12 protein-coding genes are annotated in these 19,794 nt (G+C 69.1%); 6 read left to right on the top strand and 6 right to left on the bottom strand.

What is annotated here, in order from left to right:
- Positions 1 to 41 precede the first annotated feature (41 nt).
- From ACSHWB_RS19350 to ACSHWB_RS19360, 3 genes are read right to left on the bottom strand one after another with little or no spacing between them, the layout of a single operon-like run.
- Complete coding sequence (locus tag ACSHWB_RS19350; protein WP_439663401.1) at positions 42 to 368, bottom strand: MGMT family protein; 327 nt, start codon at positions 366 to 368, stop codon at positions 42 to 44.
- Positions 369 to 381: 13 nt separating this feature from the next.
- A complete protein-coding gene (locus ACSHWB_RS19355; RefSeq protein WP_439663402.1) occupies positions 382 to 1,371 on the bottom strand; it encodes an alpha/beta hydrolase in 990 nt (329 codons plus the stop codon).
- An 18-nt stretch (positions 1,372 to 1,389) separates the two neighbouring features.
- Complete coding sequence (locus tag ACSHWB_RS19360) at positions 1,390 to 2,700, bottom strand: cytochrome P450 (protein ID WP_439663403.1); 1,311 nt, start codon at positions 2,698 to 2,700, stop codon at positions 1,390 to 1,392.
- A gap of 182 nt (positions 2,701 to 2,882) precedes the next feature.
- On the opposite strand from ACSHWB_RS19360, the gene ACSHWB_RS19365 reads away from it, so the two are divergent.
- Positions 2,883 to 3,701 carry an SAM-dependent methyltransferase gene (locus tag ACSHWB_RS19365; protein WP_439663404.1) on the top strand — a complete coding sequence of 273 codons (819 nt, stop codon included), beginning with the start codon at positions 2,883 to 2,885 and terminating at the stop codon, positions 3,699 to 3,701.
- Positions 3,702 to 3,875: 174 nt separating this feature from the next.
- Positions 3,876 to 5,888 carry a putative bifunctional diguanylate cyclase/phosphodiesterase gene (locus ACSHWB_RS19370; RefSeq protein ID WP_439663405.1) on the top strand — a complete coding sequence of 671 codons (2,013 nt, stop codon included), beginning with the start codon at positions 3,876 to 3,878 and terminating at the stop codon, positions 5,886 to 5,888.
- Positions 5,889 to 6,155: 267 nt separating this feature from the next.
- Here the strand turns inward: ACSHWB_RS19370 and ACSHWB_RS19375 are convergent, their stop codons facing one another.
- Together ACSHWB_RS19375 and ACSHWB_RS19380 are read right to left on the bottom strand one after the other, a co-directional pair.
- Positions 6,156 to 7,154: an alpha/beta hydrolase gene (locus ACSHWB_RS19375; RefSeq protein WP_439663406.1), complete on the bottom strand. Its 999-nt coding sequence runs from the start codon at positions 7,152 to 7,154 to the stop codon at positions 6,156 to 6,158.
- Positions 7,155 to 7,171: 17 nt separating this feature from the next.
- Positions 7,172 to 8,485 (bottom strand): cytochrome P450, encoded by a 1,314-nt coding sequence (locus ACSHWB_RS19380; RefSeq protein ID WP_439664630.1) that lies wholly within the window; start codon positions 8,483 to 8,485, stop codon positions 7,172 to 7,174.
- Between the two features lie 154 nt (positions 8,486 to 8,639).
- On the opposite strand from ACSHWB_RS19380, the gene ACSHWB_RS19385 reads away from it, so the two are divergent.
- Entirely contained in the window at positions 8,640 to 9,464 is an 825-nt protein-coding gene (locus tag ACSHWB_RS19385; RefSeq protein ID WP_439663407.1) for an SAM-dependent methyltransferase, read from the top strand.
- 210 nt (positions 9,465 to 9,674) lie between these two features.
- Positions 9,675 to 11,690, top strand: a complete 2,016-nt coding sequence (locus ACSHWB_RS19390; RefSeq protein ID WP_439663408.1) for a putative bifunctional diguanylate cyclase/phosphodiesterase — start codon at positions 9,675 to 9,677, stop codon at positions 11,688 to 11,690.
- 60 nt (positions 11,691 to 11,750) lie between these two features.
- Here ACSHWB_RS19390 and ACSHWB_RS19395 read toward each other — a convergent pair whose 3' ends face one another.
- Positions 11,751 to 12,698, bottom strand: a complete 948-nt coding sequence (locus ACSHWB_RS19395) for a chitinase (protein ID WP_439663409.1) — start codon at positions 12,696 to 12,698, stop codon at positions 11,751 to 11,753.
- A gap of 230 nt (positions 12,699 to 12,928) precedes the next feature.
- On the opposite strand from ACSHWB_RS19395, the gene ACSHWB_RS19400 reads away from it, so the two are divergent.
- Both ACSHWB_RS19400 and ACSHWB_RS19405 read left to right on the top strand, forming a co-directional pair.
- Positions 12,929 to 16,066, top strand: coding sequence for an ATP-dependent helicase (locus tag ACSHWB_RS19400; RefSeq protein WP_439663410.1), 3,138 nt, complete (start codon positions 12,929 to 12,931; stop codon positions 16,064 to 16,066).
- A 97-nt stretch (positions 16,067 to 16,163) separates the two neighbouring features.
- Positions 16,164 to 19,523 carry an ATP-dependent helicase gene (locus ACSHWB_RS19405; protein WP_439663411.1) on the top strand — a complete coding sequence of 1,120 codons (3,360 nt, stop codon included), beginning with the start codon at positions 16,164 to 16,166 and terminating at the stop codon, positions 19,521 to 19,523.
- Positions 19,524 to 19,794 lie beyond the last annotated feature (271 nt).

Raw genomic sequence — 19,794 nt, forward strand, 5'->3', positions numbered from 1 at the left:
CAATGGAACTGTTCCACCGACGGGTTTGACAGGTTCGGGCGCTACCAGAGGCCGGGCACGTCCTCGGCCTCTTCCTTGCGGGCGTCCTCCCACCGGTACTCCCGCAGGTTCACCTTGCCGTCGAGGTTCGGGACGCCCTCGTCGTGCAGCAGCTGGAGCTGGGTGTCGCGGAGGTGCGGCGCGCAGGTGCCGTCGGCCTTGAGCACGCGTTGCCACGGCAGGTCGTGACCGTCCTCGTTGAGGATGCGGCCGACCAGCCGTGGCGACGGGGCCTTGGCGAGATCCGCGATGTCGCCGTACGTGGCGACCCGGCCGCGGGGAATCGACCTGATGACGTCGCGGACCTTCTCGTGGATCTCTTCGTCCATGCGTTGAGTCTAGCTAGATGCCCCTTGCCCACTCAGCGACCGCGGAGTGGTAGTCGGGGGCGTTCGGCGCGTAGTTGATCGAGTGGCCGTACCCGTTGAGCACGTAGGTGTCGAGGCGCGGCACCGCAGGGAAGAACGGGGCCTCGTCCGACTTCAGAGCAGCGGCGGAAGAACAATCGCTGCCCATCAACGGCAATCCGGAGCTGCAGAAGTGGGTGTCGTTGCCCACGACGACGAAGACCGGGACCGTGATGTTGCGCGAGATCGGGATGATCACCGTGTTGAGCAGGATGGTGTCCACGGCCTCCGTCGCCGCGAAGACGTCCTTCGTGGACTCGTCGAACGAGATCGAGCCCGGGATGAGCGGGCCCGGTTTGTGGAACGAGTTGTAGCGCGTGTCCGGGGCTGTCGTGAGGTAGCCGGCGTCCAAGCCCGCCGGGATCATGTTGGCGAGGACCGGGACGACCGTTATGTAGTTCATCTTGTGCGTGAAGCCGGTGACGAGCACGCCGTCGACGTCGCGGTAGGTGCCCGCCTCGATCATCGCCATCGCCGAGCCGATGGAGTGGCCCGCCACGATCACCTTGCCGAAGCGCGGTTTCAGGGTGCTGATGACCTGGTGGACGGCGCTGGCCTGGGTCGAGGCGGTGACCAGGACGCTGAGCGGCTTGGTGCTCTTGCCGGTGCCCAGGCGGTCCAGCGCGAGGGTGGCGAAGCCCGCGTTGTTCTGGGCCCTGGTGAACGAGTGGGTCGACGGTTCGAAGCCGACGTCCCAGTAGGTCCGGTCGTAGGTGCCGCCGGGGATCAGCACCTGCACGGTGGTGGCCCCGGAGGGGACGCACAGCCTGCCGGCCATCGTCTCCTGGGTGGTCACCAGCGGGGTGAGGCCGATCCGCACCGGGAACGTGACGTCCTGGCACGACGTGGCCGCGTGCGCGGGCAGTGGTGCCAACAGGGTTCCGGTGGCCAGCAGAGCCGCGGCGCAGAGCCTGCGGAAACGCATGGGAGAACTACCTTCCGGCTAGTTGCGGGGGAGTGCCTTCATGAACAGGCCGCTCGGGTACGGCGCCGACGTGAACTTCACGCGCGCCGGGCGGGTCGGGACCAGGCGCCAGCGTGCCGCGATGGTCGCGAGGGTGATGACGATCTCGGTCTGGGCGAAGGTGTTGCCCAGGCACTGGCGGTTGCCGCCGCCGAACGGGATGAACGCGCCGCGCGGCAGGGCGGCGGAGAACTCTCGAGTCCAGCGGCCGGGCCAGAAGCGTTCCGGGGAGGGGAAGTAGCGCTCATTGTGGTGCAGGGCGTGCGGGCTGACGATCACCTCGGCGCCTGCGGGTAACGAGACGTCGCCGAGCTGGACCTCCGTGAGAGTCCGCCGCATGACGAACCAGATCGGGTACTTCCGCAGCGTCTCCTGCACGATCTGTGTTGTGTACGTGAGGGATTGGACGTCGGCGTACGTCACCGGGCGGTCGCCCACCACCGAGTCGACCTCGGCGTGCAGGCGGCGTTCGACCTCCTGGTCGGCGCCGACCTCGTAGAGCGCCCAGGCCAGCGCGATCGCCGTGGTCTCGATGCCCGCGGTCAGCAGGGTCAGGACCTCGTCGTAGACCTGCTGGTCCGTCATGCCGGCGCCGTCCTCGCGCGCCAGCAGGAGCATGGAGAGCACGTCGCCGTTGTCCGTGCCATCGGCGCGCCAGCTCTCGATCACCTGCAGCACAACGGCTTTCATGCGCGCGATGGCCGCGTCGAACTCCCTGTTGCCGGGGATCGGCAGCTTCTCGACGAACGACGGCGACAGCGCGCGGATCATGCCCTGCTGGATGACCGTGAAGATGGACCGGCGGACCTCCTCGACCGCGCGCTTCCCGATCTCCGTCGAGAAGAGCGTCTCGCCGACGATGGTGACCGCGAGCTCCTGCATGTCGTTCTCGATGGTGCGGATCTCGCCTGGTTGCCAGCGCGCAGCCAGCGAAGAAGCAGCACGAGCCATCGTCGAGGCATAGGCTTCAATCCGTTCCCGATGGAAAGCCGGTTGCATCATCCGGCGTTGGCGCAGGTGGTACTCGCCGTTCGAGAGCAGCAGTCCCGTGCCGAGGTAGGGCTGGAACTTGTCGAACATGGCGCCCTTGCGGAACTTCGATCCCTGCGACACAAGAACTTCGTGAGTCAGCGAAGGACTCGTGACGAAGTGTGCTTGCAGCGGGCCGAGGTCGAGGCGCACGACGTCGCCGTGTTCGTGCAGCGCGTCGGTGAAGCCGGCGCGACGCGTGAGCATCGACGGAGTGTGCCCGAGCAACGGCCATCGGTGGGGAGCCACCGGGACGGGCATTCGGACTCCTGAGGAGTTGGGCCGAATGGGAAGGGACCACCCTAAGAGCCGTTTGGGGGAAGACGACAGTGCCTGAACGGGTGGTTCGGCATCACTCTGATGGTTCAGTGCGCACGCCGCACGGGTGACTAAGCTCGTGCGTCATCCCCGAACCGCCACGAAAGACCGAAGAGGTGTTCCCCGTGGCAGAGACCCACAACTGGGTTCCGCTCGGCATCGACACGAACGTCCCGAGCATGGCCCGCGTCTACGACTACATCCTCGGCGGCGCCCACAACTTCGCCGCGGACCGGCAGGTCGGCGGCCAGATCGAGAAGCTGGTGCCCGGCCTGCCCAGCGTCGCCAGACTCAACAGGAGGTTCCTCGGCCGCGCCGTGAACTTCCTGATGGACCAGGGCATTCGCCAGTTCCTCGACATCGGTTCCGGCATCCCGACCGTGGCGAACGTGCACGAGGTCGCGCAGGAACGCGACCCGGCCGCGCGCGTCGTCTACGTCGACAAGGACCCGGTCGCCGTCGCGCACAGCCAGTTGTTGTTGGCTGACAACGAAAACGCTGCCATCGTGCAGGCCGACATGCGCGATCCGGAGGTCGTGCTGTCGAGTCCCGGGGTGAAGAGGTTGCTGCGCCTCGACGAACCTGTAGGCCTGTTGATGCTGCTCATGATGCATTGGGTGCCCGACGAGGACGGCCCCGAGAAGCTCGTCGCCCACTACCGCGACGCGTTGCCCGCCGGCAGCTTCCTCGTCATGACGCACGTGGCGAAGGACCAGATCGACGACACCGTCGACCAGGCAGCCGCGGTCGTCAACCGGAGCAAGAGCGCGGACCAGATGCACATGCGCGACCACGCGCAGGTCAGCGCGTTGTTCGACGGGTTCTCCCTGGTGGAGCCCGGTCTGGTCGGCTGCGGGGAGTGGCGGCCGGACGGACCTGGGGATTTCGCCGACGAGGCGTCGATGAACATGTTCTTGTACGCTGGGGTCGGTCGTAAGGACTGAAACCACGCTGTAGTGTCGGAGGATCACACGGTTGGCGCAACGGGCGCCGACTGCCGGTGGGTAAACTGCCGGACACTCTCCAACCCATACAGGGCAACGGGAATGACGAATCCAAGCCGAAGACCCGATGCCGCTCCACCAACGGAGCCCGCCGCCGTCCGTGCGCGAGAAGCCTTGTCGCGCAAGTGGAGCTACCTGCTCAGCAGCGTCGTAGTGGTCGCGCTGAGCAGAGACGAACTGGACGCCGAACTGGGTGTCCAGCTCGACGCATTGTGCGCGGCGCTGCACAGCGAACCGTTCGACCCTGCTCCGTTCGAGGAGGTGGGCGAGCGGCTCGTGGCTCTCGGCTACGTCAACGAGCCCGGCCTCAAGCGCACCGTCGACGTGCTCGGCAAAGGCTTGCTGGCACTGGAGGAGTTCCGCGCGAGCGACCAGCACACGGTCCGCGTCGTCGGCGGGATCGGCGCGCTGACGTGCGGCTTCGCCGCCGCGCGTGGACGCGCGATCCTGGACCAGCAGGAGAGCATGCAGCGCTCGCTGCTCAAGGCCGCCCATGACGCGCAACGGGATCAGCGCCAGAGCGAGGCGAAGTTCGAGGGCATCGCGTCCTCGTCCACCAACGGCATCCTGATCGTCGGCCTCGACGGCCGCCTCGCCTGGGGCAACGAGTCGATCGCTGTGATCATGGGACGACCACCCGAGGCCGGCACCCGGCTCGTCGAGCTCATCGCGCCGAGCTCCATCGTCGTGTTCCGCGAGATGATGGAACGGGTTCTCTCCGAGCGGGGCGAGTTCGAGCGGGAACCGATGCAACTCGTGCGCGGTGACGGCGAGTTCGCCAAGGTCACGCTCACGGCGTCGCTGCTGCGCGACGACGAGGGCAAGCCGAGCCACGTCCTCGTGATGGCGGACGACGACACGGAACTGGCGCTGCTGCAAGGAGAACTCCGCAGGCAGTCGCTGCACGACGTGCTGACGGGGCTGCCGAACAGGCAGTTCTTCACCACCCACCTCGAGACCGTGCTGCGCAGGGCCGACCCCGAGTTCGGCGTGACGATCTTCCACCTCGACCTCGACGCGTTCGGCCTGGTGTGCAACAGCCTGGGCGCGCGGGTCGGCGAACACCTGCTCCAGCACGTCGCACGCAGGCTGCGCGCCGTGACGTCCCGCGAGAAGGCCATGGTCGCGCGGTTCGACGGCGACGAGTTCGGCATCGTCGTGGAGAACACGGCGCTGACACCGGACATCGCGACCACGATGGCCGCCATCAACGCCGATCTGGGCGAACCGACCTATGTGGACGGTCACGGCCTCGCGGTGTCGGTGAGCGCGGGCGTGGTGCACCGGCCGTTGCCCGACGTCGACCCGGTCGAGCTGCTGCGCACGGCCGACCTGGCGTTGCGGCAGGCCAAGCGCGACCGCCGCGGCCAGTGGGAGTTGTTCCACACCAGCGAGGACGCCGCGGGACGACGAGACGCCGCGCTGGCCGTGGTGATGCCGGGAGCCTGGGAACAGGGCGACATCGGCGTGGCCTACCGGCCGGTGCGCGACCTGGCGACCGGCGGCCTGGCCGGCGTCGAGGCCGTGCTGCACTGGGATCTCTCCGACCGCTGCGCCGCGCTCGCCGACGAGAGCGGGCTCATCCTGCCGATGGGCGAGTGGCTGATCAGGATCGCCGCCGGCCAGGCGCAGTGGTGGCGCCAGCGCGGCGAGCTCGACCAGCAGTTCGGCGTGCGGCTCACGCACCACCAGTCGACCGACGCGGACCTGGTGTCACGGGTGGCGAAGGTGCTGGAGGAGACCGCGATGCCACACGAGAGGCTGACGCTGAGCATGCCGGTCAGCGTGCTGGGCGTGGCCGACGCGGCGGACAGCCTGACCACCCTGGCGGACATGGGAGTGCGGATCGCGCTCGACGACTTCGGGCTCGGGCCGCGCGACCTCGCCTGGCTCTCGGAGCTGCCGGTGGTGTCCGTGCTCGTGCCGCAGGACCTGGTGCGGCGGCAGGATCCCCGGTCCGCCGCGCTCATCCCCGCCGTGCACGAGCTGGGCATCAACCTCTGCGTCGACGGCATCGAGACCGCCGAGCAGGAGAAGTGGTGGCACGAAGCGGGCGCCGACCTCGCGATCGGCGCCCACTTCGGGTCCCCGCTCGACGCGGGGGAGTTCCTGCGCAAGCTGGTCTAGGCACCTGGCCAGAGGTCTTGTCCGGAACCTCGTGTCCTGGTTGGTGCCGAGGCGTCTGCAAGTACCACCAACTCTTGATCGAATCGCCGTCAACCACACCCAACCTGTTCGTCAGACGACGAACAGGTTGGGTGTTCTCGGGCCCCGCAGGCCTGTTGGTGGTAGGAAAGTGCCTGTTGATGTTGAGTTGGTGGTACTTGCAGACGCCATCAGAGCCAGGGGCGGGGCCGCTTGGGCGAGTAGCGGACACAACTTCTGGCAACAGGCTCAGATGGTGCGCTGCCAGGCGATCACGGTGTCGTGGTAGCGCACCGCCGTCCTGGTGTCGAAGTTGAAGACGTGCCCATACCCGTCGACGACGAAGCCGTCGACTCGCGGTGCCCTGGGGTAGAACGGCTTCTCCGACCTCACCAGCGCGTCCGACGACGAGCAGTCCGCGCCGAGCGGCGGGGTGCCGCAGAAGTAGTCGGCCGAGGTCTGGATGGTCATCACCGGCACGTCGATGAGAGCGCTCACCGGGAGCACGAGGTTCGACATCAGTGCGGTGGTGACGAACTCACCGGCCGAGACGACATCCTTGGTGGCCTCGTCGAGGTCCACGACCGCGGGGACGTTCGGGCCGGGCGCGTGGAACATGGTGTAGCGGCTGCCCGGCACCGTCGTCAGGTAGCCGAGGTCGAGACCGCGCAGGCTCAGCTTCGAGTCGAGCGGGGCCGGGATCAGGTTCGTCAGCGCGGGCACTGCCCTGACGTAGTCCCACTGGTGCGTCATGCCGGTGATCAGGACGCCGTCGACGTCGCGGTACCTGCCCGCCTCCGCCATCGCGATGGCGGAGCCGATCGAGTGCCCGCCCACGAGCACCTTCGTGAACCGGGGCCGCAGGTTCTGGATGACCTGGTGCACCGCCTCCGCCTGGTTGGGGACGTCGACCAGGATGCTGAGCGGCTTGGTGCTCTTACCGGAGCCGATCCGGTCCACCACCATGGTCGCGATACCCGCGACGTTCATCGCGCGCGTGACCGAGCGGGTCTCGCCGTCCACGGGGATGTCCCAGTACCCGCCCGTGTACGTGCCGCCGGGAACGAGCACCTGAACTGTCTTTGCGCCCTGCGGTACGCACAACCGGCCGTACATCGTCTGCCGGATGAGCCCGAACTGGACGGGCGTGTACACGTCCTCACAGGTGGTCTGCGCTGCGCTCGCCGGCGTGGGAACCGGTAGGAACGCGGCGAGCAGCACGGCGGCACAGAGCCGACGGAAACGCATGGGGGAACAACCTCCAGCTAGCGGGGGACGACCTTCATCATCAGGTCGTTGGGGTAGGCCGCATTGGTGAACCTGGTGCGCACGGGCCGGTCGGGGACCAGCCGGTAGCGCGCGCAGACCGTCGCCACGACGATGGCGATCTCGGTCAACGCGAAGTGGTTCCCGATGCACTGGTGGATGCCGCCGCCGAACGGGACGAACGCGCCCTTCGGCAGCAGCTTCGCGCGCTCGGGCGTCCAGCGGTCCGGGTCGAAGCGCTCGGGATCCGGGAAGTGCGCCGGGTCGTGGTGCATGGTGTGCGGGCTGAGGATGACCTCGGTGCCCGGCTCCAGTACCGCGCCGCCGAGCTCGACCTCCTCGGCTGTGCGGCGCATGACGAGCCAGAGCGGGTACTTGCGCAGGACCTCGGTCGCCACCTGGCCGAGGTACGTCAGCCTCGGCACGTCGTCGATCGTGACCGGACGTCCCGCCAGCACCTCGTCGACCTCCGCCTGCACCCGCCGCTCGACCTCGGGGTCGGCGCCGATCTCGTGGAAGATCCAGGCCAGCGCCAGCGCGGTGGTCTCGATCCCCGCGGTCAGCAGCGTGACGACCTCGTCGAACACCTGCTCGTCGGTCATCGGCTCGCCGGTCTCGGGGTCCCTGGCGGCCAGCAGCATCGTGAGCAGGTCGCCGTGGTCCGTCTCGTCGTCGCGGCGGCTCTCGATGACCTCGTGCACGATCGCGCGCATCCGGGCGATGGCCTCGTCGAACTCGCGGTTGGCCGGGATCGGCAGCCTCTCGACGAACCCCGGTGAGAGCGCGCGCAGGATGCCGTTCTTGATGATCACGAAGACCGACCGGCGTGCCTCGTCGATCGCTTTGCGGCCGATCTCGGTGGAGAAGAGCGCCTCACCGACGATCGTGACGGCGAGGCCCTGCATGTCGGCCTCCAGTTGCCGCACCTCGCCGGGGCGCCAGCCGTCCAGCAGGTCCTGCGCCGCACGTAACATGATCTTGGCGTAGCCCGCGATCCGGTCGCGGTGGAACGCGGGCTGCATCATCCGGCGCTGACGCAGGTGGAAGGCGCCGTTGGAGAGCGCGAGCCCGTTGCCGACGAACGGGCGGAACTTGTCGTACATCCGGCCTTTGTGGAACTTCGGCGCGTCGGTGACCAGCACCTGGTGCGTCAACCGCGCGCTGGCGACGAAATAGGCGCGCATCGGTCCCAGATGGACTTCTACGAGTTCACCTTGACCTCGTAAATTCCCGGTGAATGCGAATCTTTTCCTGAGCATAGGCAATGAATGCCCGAGAAATGGCAACCTGCCGGGTGCCACCGGGACGGACATCATCGCTCCTCGCGAGGTGGAAAGAGTCGAGCCACCCTATGAGTCGTTCGGGTCAGAGTGACAGTGCCCGATCGGGTGGAGTGCGTTCACACTTGCGGCGTAGTCGAGTGCGCTTTGTGCATGACTAAGCTAGTGCGTCCGCAACCTGAAGAGGGTGATCAGCGTGTCCAGCGAGCAGAACTGGATTCCACAGAGCGTGGACGTTTCCGTACCCAGTGCGGCACGGGTGTACGACTACCTGCTCGGGGGCGCGCACAACTTCGCGGTCGACCGCGTCATGGGGGACAAGGCCGAGCAGATGATGCCGCACTCCCGCAGCGCGGCACGGCTCAACAGGGCTTTCCTTCGTCGCGCCGTGCGGTTCATGACCGAGCAGGGCGTGCGTCAGTTCCTGGACATCGGCTCGGGCATCCCGACGGTGGCGAACGTGCACGAGGTCGCGCAGGCGGAGGCTCCCGAGTGCCGCGTCATGTACGTGGACCGCGATCCCGTCGCCGTCGCGCACGGTGAGCTGATCGTCGCGGGCAACGACCGCGTCGGCGTGCTGCAGGCCGACATGCGCGATCCGGAGAGCATCCTGAACAGCGGCGAGGTGAACCGGCTGCTCGACTTCGACAAGCCCATCGGCCTGCTGATGCTGTTCATGGTGCACTGGGTGCCCGACGAGGCGGACCCGCAGAGCCTGCTCAAGCGCTACCGCGAGGCGTTGCCCAGCGGGAGCTTCCTGGCGATCTCGCACATGGCGGGCGACCACGTGAACGAGGAGGCCAGGTCCGTGACGGACCGGATGGCCAAGTCCGGCGGCGGCGACGTCGCCTACCGCGACCGCGCCGAGATCGAGTCCTTCTTCGGTGATTTCGAACTGGTCGAGCCGGGCGTGGTCAAGTACGCCGAATGGCGACCCGCCGGCCCCGGTGACGTCTCGGACGATCCCGCGGTGAACAGGATCGCGTTCGCGGGCGTCGGCAGGAAGCCATAACCATTCTCGATGGTGTGAACTTGATTCACGCGGCCGGTTGAGGCATGGGCGACTGTGCGTGGGTAAACTGCCGGGATCCACCGAGCATTGCGGGGAAGTCCTCGAATGTCCACCCCGGGTAGAATCCCTGGCGCAACGCCATCGCCCCAGGACAATGTCCGGGCGCGGCAGACGCTCGCCCGGAAATGGTCGTATCGCCTGCTCGGAGCCGTGGCGATTCCGCTGGGCCGCGACGATCTCGACGAGGAACTGAGCATTCGGCTCGATTCCTTGTGTTCGATGTTGCACGAAAAACCGTTCACGACTGCCCCGATCGAGGCCGCCGGCGCCGATTTGGCGACGCTCGGTCACCTCGGGAAGTTCGGGCTGCGCTGCACGAGCGAGGTGCTCGGCAAGGGCCTGCTCGCGCTGCCCGAGTTCCAGCCGGTCGAGCGATACGCGGAACGGATCGCGCTCGCGATGGGCGCGCTCGGCGCCGGCTTCACCGCGGCCAACGCGGAGTCCGTGCTCGTGCAGCAGGAGAGCATGCAGCGGTCGTTGCTCAAGGCCGTCCGCGACGCGAACTGGAACCTCAAGGAGAGCCAGGCCCGCTTCAACGAGGTCGTCACGTCGTCCACGAACGGCGTGCTGATCGTCGACCTCGAGGGCAGGCTGCTCCAGGTGAACGAGGCCATCGGCCAGATCCTCGGGCGCACCTCGGACGAGCTCACCGGCACACCGCTGCTCGACCTGATCGAGCCCGCCTTCACCGACATGCTGCGCGACGCGATGACAGCCCTCGCCGCCGGCAGCACCGATCGCGTCCGGCAGTCGCAGCGGTTGCTGCGCAACGACGGAGAGTCCGCGCGGGTGACGCTCACCGCGTCCCTGCTGCGCGGCGCCGACAACAAGCCGAGCCACTTCGTCGTGGTGGTCGAGGACGGCACCGAGCTGGCGCTGCTGCAGAGCGAGCTGAAGCGGCAGGCGCTGCACGACGTGCTGACCGGGCTGCCGAACCGCCAGTTCTTCACCACGCAGCTGGAGATCGCGCTGCGCAAGGCCGATCCCGAGCACGGCATCACGGTTTTCCACATCGACCTCGACGCGTTCGGCATGCTGCGCGACACCTTCGGCGGCCGGGTCGTCGAACGGTTCCTGCAGCACGTGGCACAGCGCCTGCAGGCGTTGCTGGCGGGCGAGAGGGTCATGATCGCCCGGTTCGGCGACGACGAGTTCGGCGTCCTCGTGGAGAACACGGCGACCACGCCGAGCATCGACGCGATCATGAAGAGCATCAACGACGACCTGGTGCTCGAACCGACCTTCGTGGAGGGTCACGGGGTGGCGGCGTCGGTCAGCGCGGGCGTGGTGCACCGGCCGGGCAGCGACGTGGAGCCGCTCGACGTGCTGCGGTCGGCGGAACGGTCGTTGCGCAGGGCCAAGAAGGGCAGGCGCGGGCAGTGGGAGCTGTTCCACGCCGGCCAGGACGCCGAGGAACGCCGCGACGACGCGCTGGCCGTGGAGATGCCGGCCGCGTGGGAGAACGGCGAGATCACCGTGCGGTACCAGCCGATCGTCCGGCTGACGGACGGTTCGGTCGTCGGTGCCGAAGCGGAGCTGTGCTGGGACAGGCCGGGAGTCGGGGTGCTGGGCCACGACCGCTGTGCCGAGCTCGCCGAGCAGACCGGGCTGATCCTGCCGCTCGGCGGGTGGCTGCTGAAGGTCGCCGGCGGTCAGTCGACGTGGTGGCGGCAGCGCGGGCAGTTCGACAAACCGCTGGCCGTGCGGCTCACCGCGCATCAGGCGGCCGACGCGGACCTGGTCTCACGGGTGGTGGAGGTGCTCGACGGGATCGGGGTGCCCGTCGAGAAGCTGATGGTCAGCGTGCCCGGCGCGGTGCTGACCGTGGCCGACGCCGCGGACAACGTCGCCGTGCTCGCCCGCATGGGCGTCCTGACGGCGATCGACGACTTCGGCATGGGGCCGCTGGACTTCGGCCTGCTCACGGCCGACATGCCGCTGCGCGCCGTGCGGGTGGCGCGTGGCCTGGTGGAGAGCCGGTCTGAGTACGTCGCTGCGCTTCTGCCGTTGCTGCGGGAGCGGGGCGTGGCGATCGCCGTGGAGGGGATCGACAGCGCCGAGCTGGCCGCGTGGTGGCGGGACGCCGGTGCGGACTTCGCGACCGGCGACCACTTCGGGGTGGCTCGTGAACCGGGTGAGTTCCTGGAGGACCTGGAACTCCGGTGACCGGACGGGGTCGGGGTCACGTCCGGCCACCGGAGAAGTTGGAGTGCGGCGGTCACCGCACTAGCCAGTGAAACCGGCCAGCGCCTTGGTGAATTCGTAGGTCTGCTGGTTGATGCCGCTGCATGAGGAGCTCATTGCCCCGCAGTTACCGCGGTCGCGGTTCACGGCCCAGAACGAGACGCGCGACAGGTGCTTGGAGTTCGACCAGGCCACGATGTCGCGGAAGTTCTGCGGGGTGACGGTCTCGCCGGTGTCGGTCTTGCCGTTCATCGACGACAGGCCGCTGCGCCGGTACGCCGCGTCGTCCGTGAGGCCGAAGGTCGACTTGACGTGGTTCTTCAGGCCGTCGACGGCGCTCTTGGTGTAGGCGAACATGTCACCGCCGCTGCCCCAGTCGAACGGCATGACGGCCCACGTGTCGATCGGCGCTCCGAGCTCCTTGGCCCGCGTGATCAGGCGCTTGCCCCAGGAGTTCGGGCCGGTGCGGTCCGTCGGCATGGTGATGACGGTCTTCACGCCGGGGTTGTTCTGCTTGATGATCTTCAGCGCGCCGAGCACGCGGTCCTGCGTGGTGTTGTTCTCGAACTCGGCGGCCTCGATGTCGATGTCGATCGCCTTGAGCGCGTAGGCGTCGATCACCTTCTGGTAGGCGCCCGCGAGTGCGCTCACGGAGGTGCAGGACTGGCCGAGCTTGTTGCCGGACCAGCCGCCGATCGACGGCACCGCGTCACCGCCGGCCGCGCGGATGTTGTTGATCAGGGTCTTGTCCGACCCGGTCAGCGAGCGGTTGCCGTCCCACTGCGGGTTGCACGTGCCGTTGCTCAGGATGAACGCGAGGGTGAAGCTCTTGATGCCCGTCTGCTGCATGACCGTGGCGGGGTTGGGCTGACCGCCCCACTGGTAGAGGTAGGGCGCCGCGAGCACGGGGTTGACGGCCGCCTGTGCGGTCGTGGGCAGCATGATCGCCGCGCACGTGGCAGCGACAGCGCCGACGAGGAACCGCTTCATCAGTCCTCCAAAGACTGCTCGGTCCAGGGCGGCGGAGCTGGCAGTGAGGGGGCTCACAACGTCTTCAAAAATGGACTAGACCACCACTATCTGTCAAGAAGGTAGACGAAATCGTCCGGCGGTTCGGCCGACTGGTGGCGGCGGCCGTGTTCACAGCCCTGAACAGCGCAGTTCCCCGCCACGCGGCGGGCGTGAACGATCTTGTCGGTGTCGCGTGGTGCAATCGAGGCGTGGCACTTCCACCCCAGCTGGTCCGCAGAAGGCCGGAGACGCGCCCGCGTCCCCGGTGGGACGCCGCTGCCCAGGGGGTCTTCTCTCGTGACGGCTTCGTCCGGGTGCTCGGCGGCCCCGGCACGGGCAAGACGACGCTGCTCGCCGAACTGGCCGCGCACGTCGTGCTGGAGCACGGGGCCGATCCGGAGAACGTGCTCGTGCTGACGGCGAACAGGCGTGCGTCGGTGGCGTTGCGCGCGCAGATCACGCAGCTGCTCACGGGGCGGCTGTCCGCGATCCGCGAGCCGTTGGTGCGGACCGTGCACTCCTACGCGTTCGCCGTGCTGCGCAACCAGGCGGTGCTGCTCGGCGAGCCGCCGCCGCGGTTGCTGTCCGGGCCCGACCAGGACGCGATGGTGCGCGAGCTGCTGGCCGGTGACGTGGAGCTGGGCGCGTTGAAGTGGCCGGAGCGGTTGCGGCCTGCCCTGGAGCTGCCGGGGTTCGCGCACGAGCTGCGGGATCTGCTGCTGCGGGCGGCGGAACGCGGGCTCGGGCCGGAGGACCTGATCGAGCTCGGCGAGCAGCAGGGGCGCGACGAGTGGGTGGCGGCCGGGCGGTTCGGGGCGCAGTACGAGGCGGTGAACCTGCTGTCCGGCATGGACTCCGCGACGGCGTACGCCCCGGCCTACGACGCGGCCGAGCTGGTGTCGTCGGCGTACGCGGCGTTCGTGAACGACGAGGACCTGCTGTTCGGCGAACGGCGGCGGGTGCGGTACCTGCTGGTCGACGACGCGCAGCACCTCGACCCGATGCAGTACTCGCTGATCCGCTCGCTCGGCTCGGGGGCCACGCGGTTCGTGCTGGCCGGTGATCCGGACCAGGCGATCTTCACGTTCCGCGGTGCCGATCCGGAGATCCTGCGGGACGCCGACGGGGAGACCGTCGTGCTGCGGCAGTCGCACCGGATGATGCCCGAGATCCGGGACGCGGTGGCGCGGCTGGCGGCGCGGCTGCCCGGTGCCTCTCCTGCGCGTCTGGTGGAGCCGGTCGACGGCGAGGGGTCGGTGCAGGTGCGGTTGCTCGCGTCGGCCGCGCAGGAGGCGACGTGGGTGGCGGACCAGTTGCGGCGTTCGCATCTGGCCGATGAGGTGCCGTGGTCGCGGATGGCCGTGGTGGTGCGGTCGGCGACGTTGTCGTTGCCGGTGTTGCAACGTGCTTTGCTCGCCGCCGGCGTGCCGGTGTCCGTGGCGTCGGACGAGTTCCCGTTGGCGCAGCAGCCTTCCGTGCGTCCGTTGCTCGCGTTGATCCGTGCTGCGGCGGCGCCGGGGACGCTGGACGAGGACACGGCGGCGATGCTGCTGTCGTCGTCCTACGGTGGCGCGGATCCGTTGGCGCTGCGGCGGTTGCGGCGTGGTCTGCGGCGGCTGGAGATGGCGGCGGGCGGCGACAGGCCGAGCGGCGAGCTGCTGGTCGAGGTCGTGGAGGACGCGGACCGGCTGGCGGCGCTGGAGGACGCGGAGTCGTTGCCCGCGCGGCGGATCGGGCACCTGCTGGCGTTGGCGCGCAAGGCGATCGAGGCGGGGAAGTCCGTCGAGGTCGTGCTGTGGGACATGTGGACGGCGACGGGGCTGCAGGACCGCTGGGTGACGCAGTCGGCCCGGCGCGGGATGCCGGGCATGCAGGCGGACCGAGACCTCGACTCGATCGTGGCGTTGTTCGAGGCGGCCGCGAAGTACGTCGACCGGTTGCCGGGGTCGGGTGTCGCCGGGTTCGCGGACTACCTGGAGTCGCAACGGATCGTGGGAGACACGCTGGCCGCGTCGGCCCCGACCGGCGAGGCGGTGTCCGTGCTGACGGCGCACTCGGCCGCCGGGCGTGAGTGGGAGGTCGTCGCGGTGCCCGGCGTGCAGGAGGGCAGCTGGCCTGACCTGCGGCTGCGCGGCACGGTCCTGGGCGTCGAACGCATGGTGGACGTGCTGGCCGGCATGGAGCCCTCGGTGTCGGCGGTGGCACCGATCCTCGCCGAGGAACGCCGCCTGCTGCTGGTCGCCGCCTCGCGGGCGCGGTCGAAGCTGCTGATCAGCGCGGTGCGGGGCGAGGACGAGCAGCCGTCGCGGTTCCTGGACGAGATCGAGTCGTCCTCGGAGGACGAACGGAAGCTGCACCGGCCGCAGCGCGGCCTGGTGCTGGGCGAGCTCGTCGGCGAGCTGCGGCGGGTGGTGTGCTCGGACGACGAGGCCCCCGACCGCCGGTCGCGTGCCGCCGAGCAGCTGGCCAGGCTGGCCGAGGCCGGGGTGCCCGGTGCGCACCCGGAGTCCTGGTACGGCCTGGCGGAGGTGTCCGTCGACGCTCCACTGTGGACCGAGGACCAGAAGGTCAGCGTGACGCCGTCGACCATCGAGGTGATCACGAAGTGCCCGTTGCGGTGGGTCGTCGAGCGGCACGGGGGGCAGGACCCGGCGGAGCTCGCCTCGGTCACGGGCACGCTGGTCCACGCGCTGGCGCAGGCCGCGGCCTCGGGGGCGGACTCGGCGCAGCTGCGGGTGAAGCTCGACGAGGCGTGGGCAGCCGTGGACGCCGGCGCCCCGTGGTTCTCCCGCCGCGAACGCCTGCGGGTGGAGAAGATGCTCGACACGTTCCTCGCGTGGCTGACGATGAGCCGCAGTCAGCTCACACAGGTCGCGGTCGAGGAGGAGATGGTCGTCGAGGTCCCCAAACGCGACGGGGGACCGTGGCTGCAGGTCAGGGGCCGGGTCGACCGTCTCGAACACGACGCCGACGGGCGTCCAGTGGTGATCGACCTCAAGACCGGCAAGAGCCCGGTGTCGCGCGAGGCCTCGCAGGAACACCCGCAGCTGGCCGTCTACCAGCTCGCGTCGTCGCTGGGCGGCTTCACCCACATCGGACTGGGAACGGAGCCAGGCGGCGCGCGCCTGCTCTACGTGGCGAAGGAGGACAAGAAGACAGGAGCTGTCGAACGCACCCAGGCGCCGCTGGACGAGCAGGGCGTGCGGGCGTGGCTGGAGGTCGTGCAGGGTGCCGCGGAGTCCGTGCTCGGGCCGCAGTACACGGCCAGGGAGAACGCGGACTGCGATCGCTGCCCGGCCCGCACGACGTGCCCCATCCACCCCTCCGGCAGGCAGGTCAGTGAGTAAGCACTGTTGACCTGCGCGTTTCTCGTTCTCGAACTGTCGGCGAACACACCGTCCCGCCTGGTGCGGCCGCTGGTGGGCCGGGTAGGAAGATGTACTGGTGACCGTCAGCCCGTTTGAGATCGCGGAGGCGCTCGGGCTGAACAAGCCGACACCCGAGCAGGCCGAGGTGATCGCCGCACCCGCGCAGCCCGCGCTGGTGATCGCGGGCGCCGGTGCCGGCAAGACCGAGACCATGGCCGCGCGCGTGGTGTGGCTGGTGGCGAACGGTCTCGTGCTGCCCGACCGCGTGCTCGGCCTGACGTTCACGCGCAAGGCCGCGCGCCAGCTCGCCGACCGCGTGCGCGCCCGGCTGCGCAGGCTGGCCGGATCGTCCCTCCTGGACGAACTGGACCCGAGTGGCGAGCGCAAGATGGCCGTCCTGACCGGCGAGCCCGTGGTGCTGACCTACCACGCCTACGCGGGGCGTCTGGTGACCGAGCACGGGCTCCGGTTGCCGGTGGAGCCCGGCGTGCGGCTGCTGACGCAGACGTCGTCGTGGCAGCTCGCGCACCGGGTGGTGTCGACCTGGGCGCGCGACCTGGACACGGACAAGGTGCCGGCGACGATCACCGGGTACCTGCTGTCGCTGGCCGGTGAGCTGGGCGAGCACCTGGTGACGCCGGAGGCGTTGGAAGCGCACGCCCTCGAGTTCTGCGCGCTGGTCGAGAACGCTCCGCGCGCGCCCCGCCAACGGGACGCGTTGCCGGAGAAGCTGCGCGAGATCGTTGCGGCGCAACGGTTGCGGATCGCGATGCTGCCGTTGCTGGACGCGTACCAGCAGCGCAAGCGCAAGGAAGCGGCGCTGGACTTCGCGGACCAGATGTCGCTGGCGGCGCAGCTCGCCGCGTTCCCCGAGGTGTCCGCCGGAGAGCGCGAGCGGTACGGCGCCGTGCTGCTGGACGAGTACCAGGACACCGGGCACGCGCAACGAGTGCTGCTGCGCTCGTTGTTCGGCGACGGCGAACCCATGCCGGTGACGTCGGTGGGCGACCCGGCGCAGGCCATCTACGGCTGGCGCGGCGCGTCGGCCGCGAACCTGCCGCGCTTCGCCGAGGACTTCCCGCCGACGCGGAAGTTCGGTCTGCTGACCAGCTTCCGCAACCCGCCCGAGGTGCTCGAACTCGCGAACGCCGTGTCGCTGCCACTGCGCGAGGCAGGCCTGGACGTCGACGAACTGCGAGCCCGGCCAGGCGCCGGTCCAGGCGACGTCCGGCTGGCGTTGCACATGGACATCCGCGCCGAGCTCGACTGGATGGCGGACAACGTTGCGGCGCAATGGGAAGCGCACCTCGACGCCGAGGGCGTCCCGCCGACCGCCGCCGTGCTCGTGCGCCGCCGTTCGGACATGGCCGCCATCGCCGCAGCCCTGCGCGAACGCGGCCTGCCCGTAGAGGTAGTCGGCCTGGGCGGCCTGCTGGACGAACCCGAGGTGCGCGACCTGGTGTCAGCGCTGCGGGTTCTGGTCGACCCGCTGGCAGGCACCGCCGCCGCCCGCCTGCTGACCGGTTCGCGCTGGCGTCTGGCCGCAGTGGACCTGGCAGCGTTGTGGTCGAGGGCACGCGACCTGGCCGGCGTTGCGCCACGACAGTCCGTTGTGGACGATCCACTGCTGGTGCTGGCAGACGCGCTGCCGGGCGAACACGCCGAACAGGCAGGCCTCGCCGACGCCCTGGACGACCCAGGTGACGCGGACTCCTACTCACCCGACGGCTACCGCAGGATCCGCAGGCTCGGCGGCGAGCTGGCGGCGTTGCGGCGCAGGCTGGACCAACCGCTGTCCGAACTCGTGGCCGACGTCGAACGCACACTGCTGCTGGACATCGAGTCGATGTCACGCCCAGGCATGGTCGGCCGCGCCCACCTGGACGCCTTCTCCGACGTGGTGACGGACTTCGCCGCCGCCTCGCCGTCCGCGACCCTCCCGTCGCTGCTCGACTACCTCTACACGGCCGAACACGCCGAGGACGGCCTGGAACCAGGCGAGGTCGAGGTCTCCGAGGACCGAGTCCAGATCCTCACCGTCCACTCGGCCAAGGGCCTGGAGTGGCGGATCGTCGCCCTGCCACACCTGGTCCGCGACGTCTTCCCGGGCCGCAAGAAGTCTTCGTGCTGGCTCAAGAACGTCACCGACCTCCCGGCCCCCCTACGCGGCGACTCGGCAGACCTCCCCAAGTTGAAGCTCTCAGCAGGCTTCAACCGCAAGGAGGTGGACGAGGCACTCACGATCCACGCGGAGGAGTTCGAAGACCGCCGCCTGGTAGAAGAACGCCGCCTCTTCTACGTGGGCGTGACCCGAGCCGAACACAGCCTCCTGATGTCGGGCCACTGGTGGGCGGAGGCCGGCGACAAGCCGAAGGGCCCGTCGGTGTTCCTGCAGGAGATGCACGAGGTCCTGCAACGCGACAACCCGCCAGGCGACATCTCAGTCTGGTCCGACGAGCCGGACGCGGACGCCCCGAACCCGCTGGCCGAAGACGTGAAGTCGTCGATCTGGCCCTCCGACCCCTTGGGCAAGCGCCGCGACGCGGTAGTCGAGGGCGCCAAAATGGTCCTGGCAGCCCTGGACACCCTCCGCAACGCCCCGCCGGCCCCGCTACCCCTGATCTTCGACACCCCAGAACCCGAAATCCTCGACGACGACTACCCACCCCCCGACGACGAGCCCCCGGACGACGACTTCCCGCCGGAACCAGAACCACTCCCCGACGACGTGGTCCCAGACGACCCGGAAATGCCTCTGGAGGCGGACCTGGAAGGCTGGGCCAGCGACGTGGACGTGCTGCTGGCAGAACGCGCCGCCTCCCAGAACCGCCGCGAACAGGTGTCCCTCCCAGACCACCTCTCGGTCTCACAACTGGTAGAGCTGGCCAAGGACCCGGACCTCCTGGCCCGCCGCCTGCGCCGCCCACTCCCGTTCCCACCGAACCCCTTGGCCCGCAGAGGTACGGCCTTCCACACGTGGCTGGAAAACCGCTTCGGCGCCACCCGTCTGCTCGACCTCGACGAACTCCCAGGCGCCGGCGACGCGGACGCCGCCCCGGACGCCGACCTCGAACGCCTGAAGGAGTCGTTCCTGGCCAGCGCCTGGGCAGACCGCACCCCGCACGACGTCGAGGTGCCGTTCGAGGCGGAGTTCGACGGCATCTCGGTGCGCGGCCGCATGGACGCCGTGTACCGCGACCCGGACGGGTGGACCGTGGTCGACTGGAAGACGGGCGCGGTGCCGGACGCCGAGGCCCTGCCGGCGCTGTCGGTGCAGTTGGCTGCTTACCGGCTGGCTTGGGCTGCCTTGGTGGGGGCGCCGTTGGAGCAGGTTCGGGCGGCGTTCCACTACGTGCGGCATGACCACACTGTTCGGCCCGCTGATCTGCTGGAGGAGCAGGGGCTGAGGGACCTGATCCGGTCGGTGGAGTCCTGATTCGGGTCGGGTCTTGACCTTCGGTTGGGCATGATCGCGAGTTGTCCACAGGATGCGGGGTTTTGACCTGCGGTTATGGGAATCCGGGTAACCTGTGGATAGCCGGGAACCTGGAACGCGTTTTGCTCGTTGCGTGACAAGGAAGCGCGCGGGGGGCAGCGGCTGCTCGGGTCGGCTGCTCGTACTTTGTGGTGCTCGGCCTTGCGGTTGGCCTGGCATCCACGGACTGCTCGTCCTCGCGGACTGCTCAGGTCCTGCGGACGGCTCGGCC

It is taken from the genome of Lentzea sp. HUAS TT2 (assembly GCF_051853195.1).
In the GTDB taxonomy this organism is placed as follows: domain Bacteria; phylum Actinomycetota; class Actinomycetes; order Mycobacteriales; family Pseudonocardiaceae; genus Lentzea.

Bases quoted from the DNA above. Each gene is read 5' to 3' on its own strand.
- ACSHWB_RS19355 (WP_439663402.1), bottom strand. From the start codon at position 1,371: ATGCGTTTCCGCAGGCTCTGCGCCGCGGCTCTGCTGGCCACCGGAACC.
- ACSHWB_RS19350 (WP_439663401.1), bottom strand. From the start codon at position 368: ATGGACGAAGAGATCCACGAGAAGGTCCGCGACGTCATCAGGTCGATT.
- ACSHWB_RS19360 (WP_439663403.1), bottom strand. From the start codon at position 2,700: ATGCCCGTCCCGGTGGCTCCCCACCGATGGCCGTTGCTCGGGCACACT.
- ACSHWB_RS19380 (WP_439664630.1), bottom strand. From the start codon at position 8,485: ATGTCCGTCCCGGTGGCACCCGGCAGGTTGCCATTTCTCGGGCATTCA.
- ACSHWB_RS19375 (WP_439663406.1), bottom strand. From the start codon at position 7,154: ATGCGTTTCCGTCGGCTCTGTGCCGCCGTGCTGCTCGCCGCGTTCCTA.
- ACSHWB_RS19395 (WP_439663409.1), bottom strand. From the start codon at position 12,698: ATGAAGCGGTTCCTCGTCGGCGCTGTCGCTGCCACGTGCGCGGCGATC.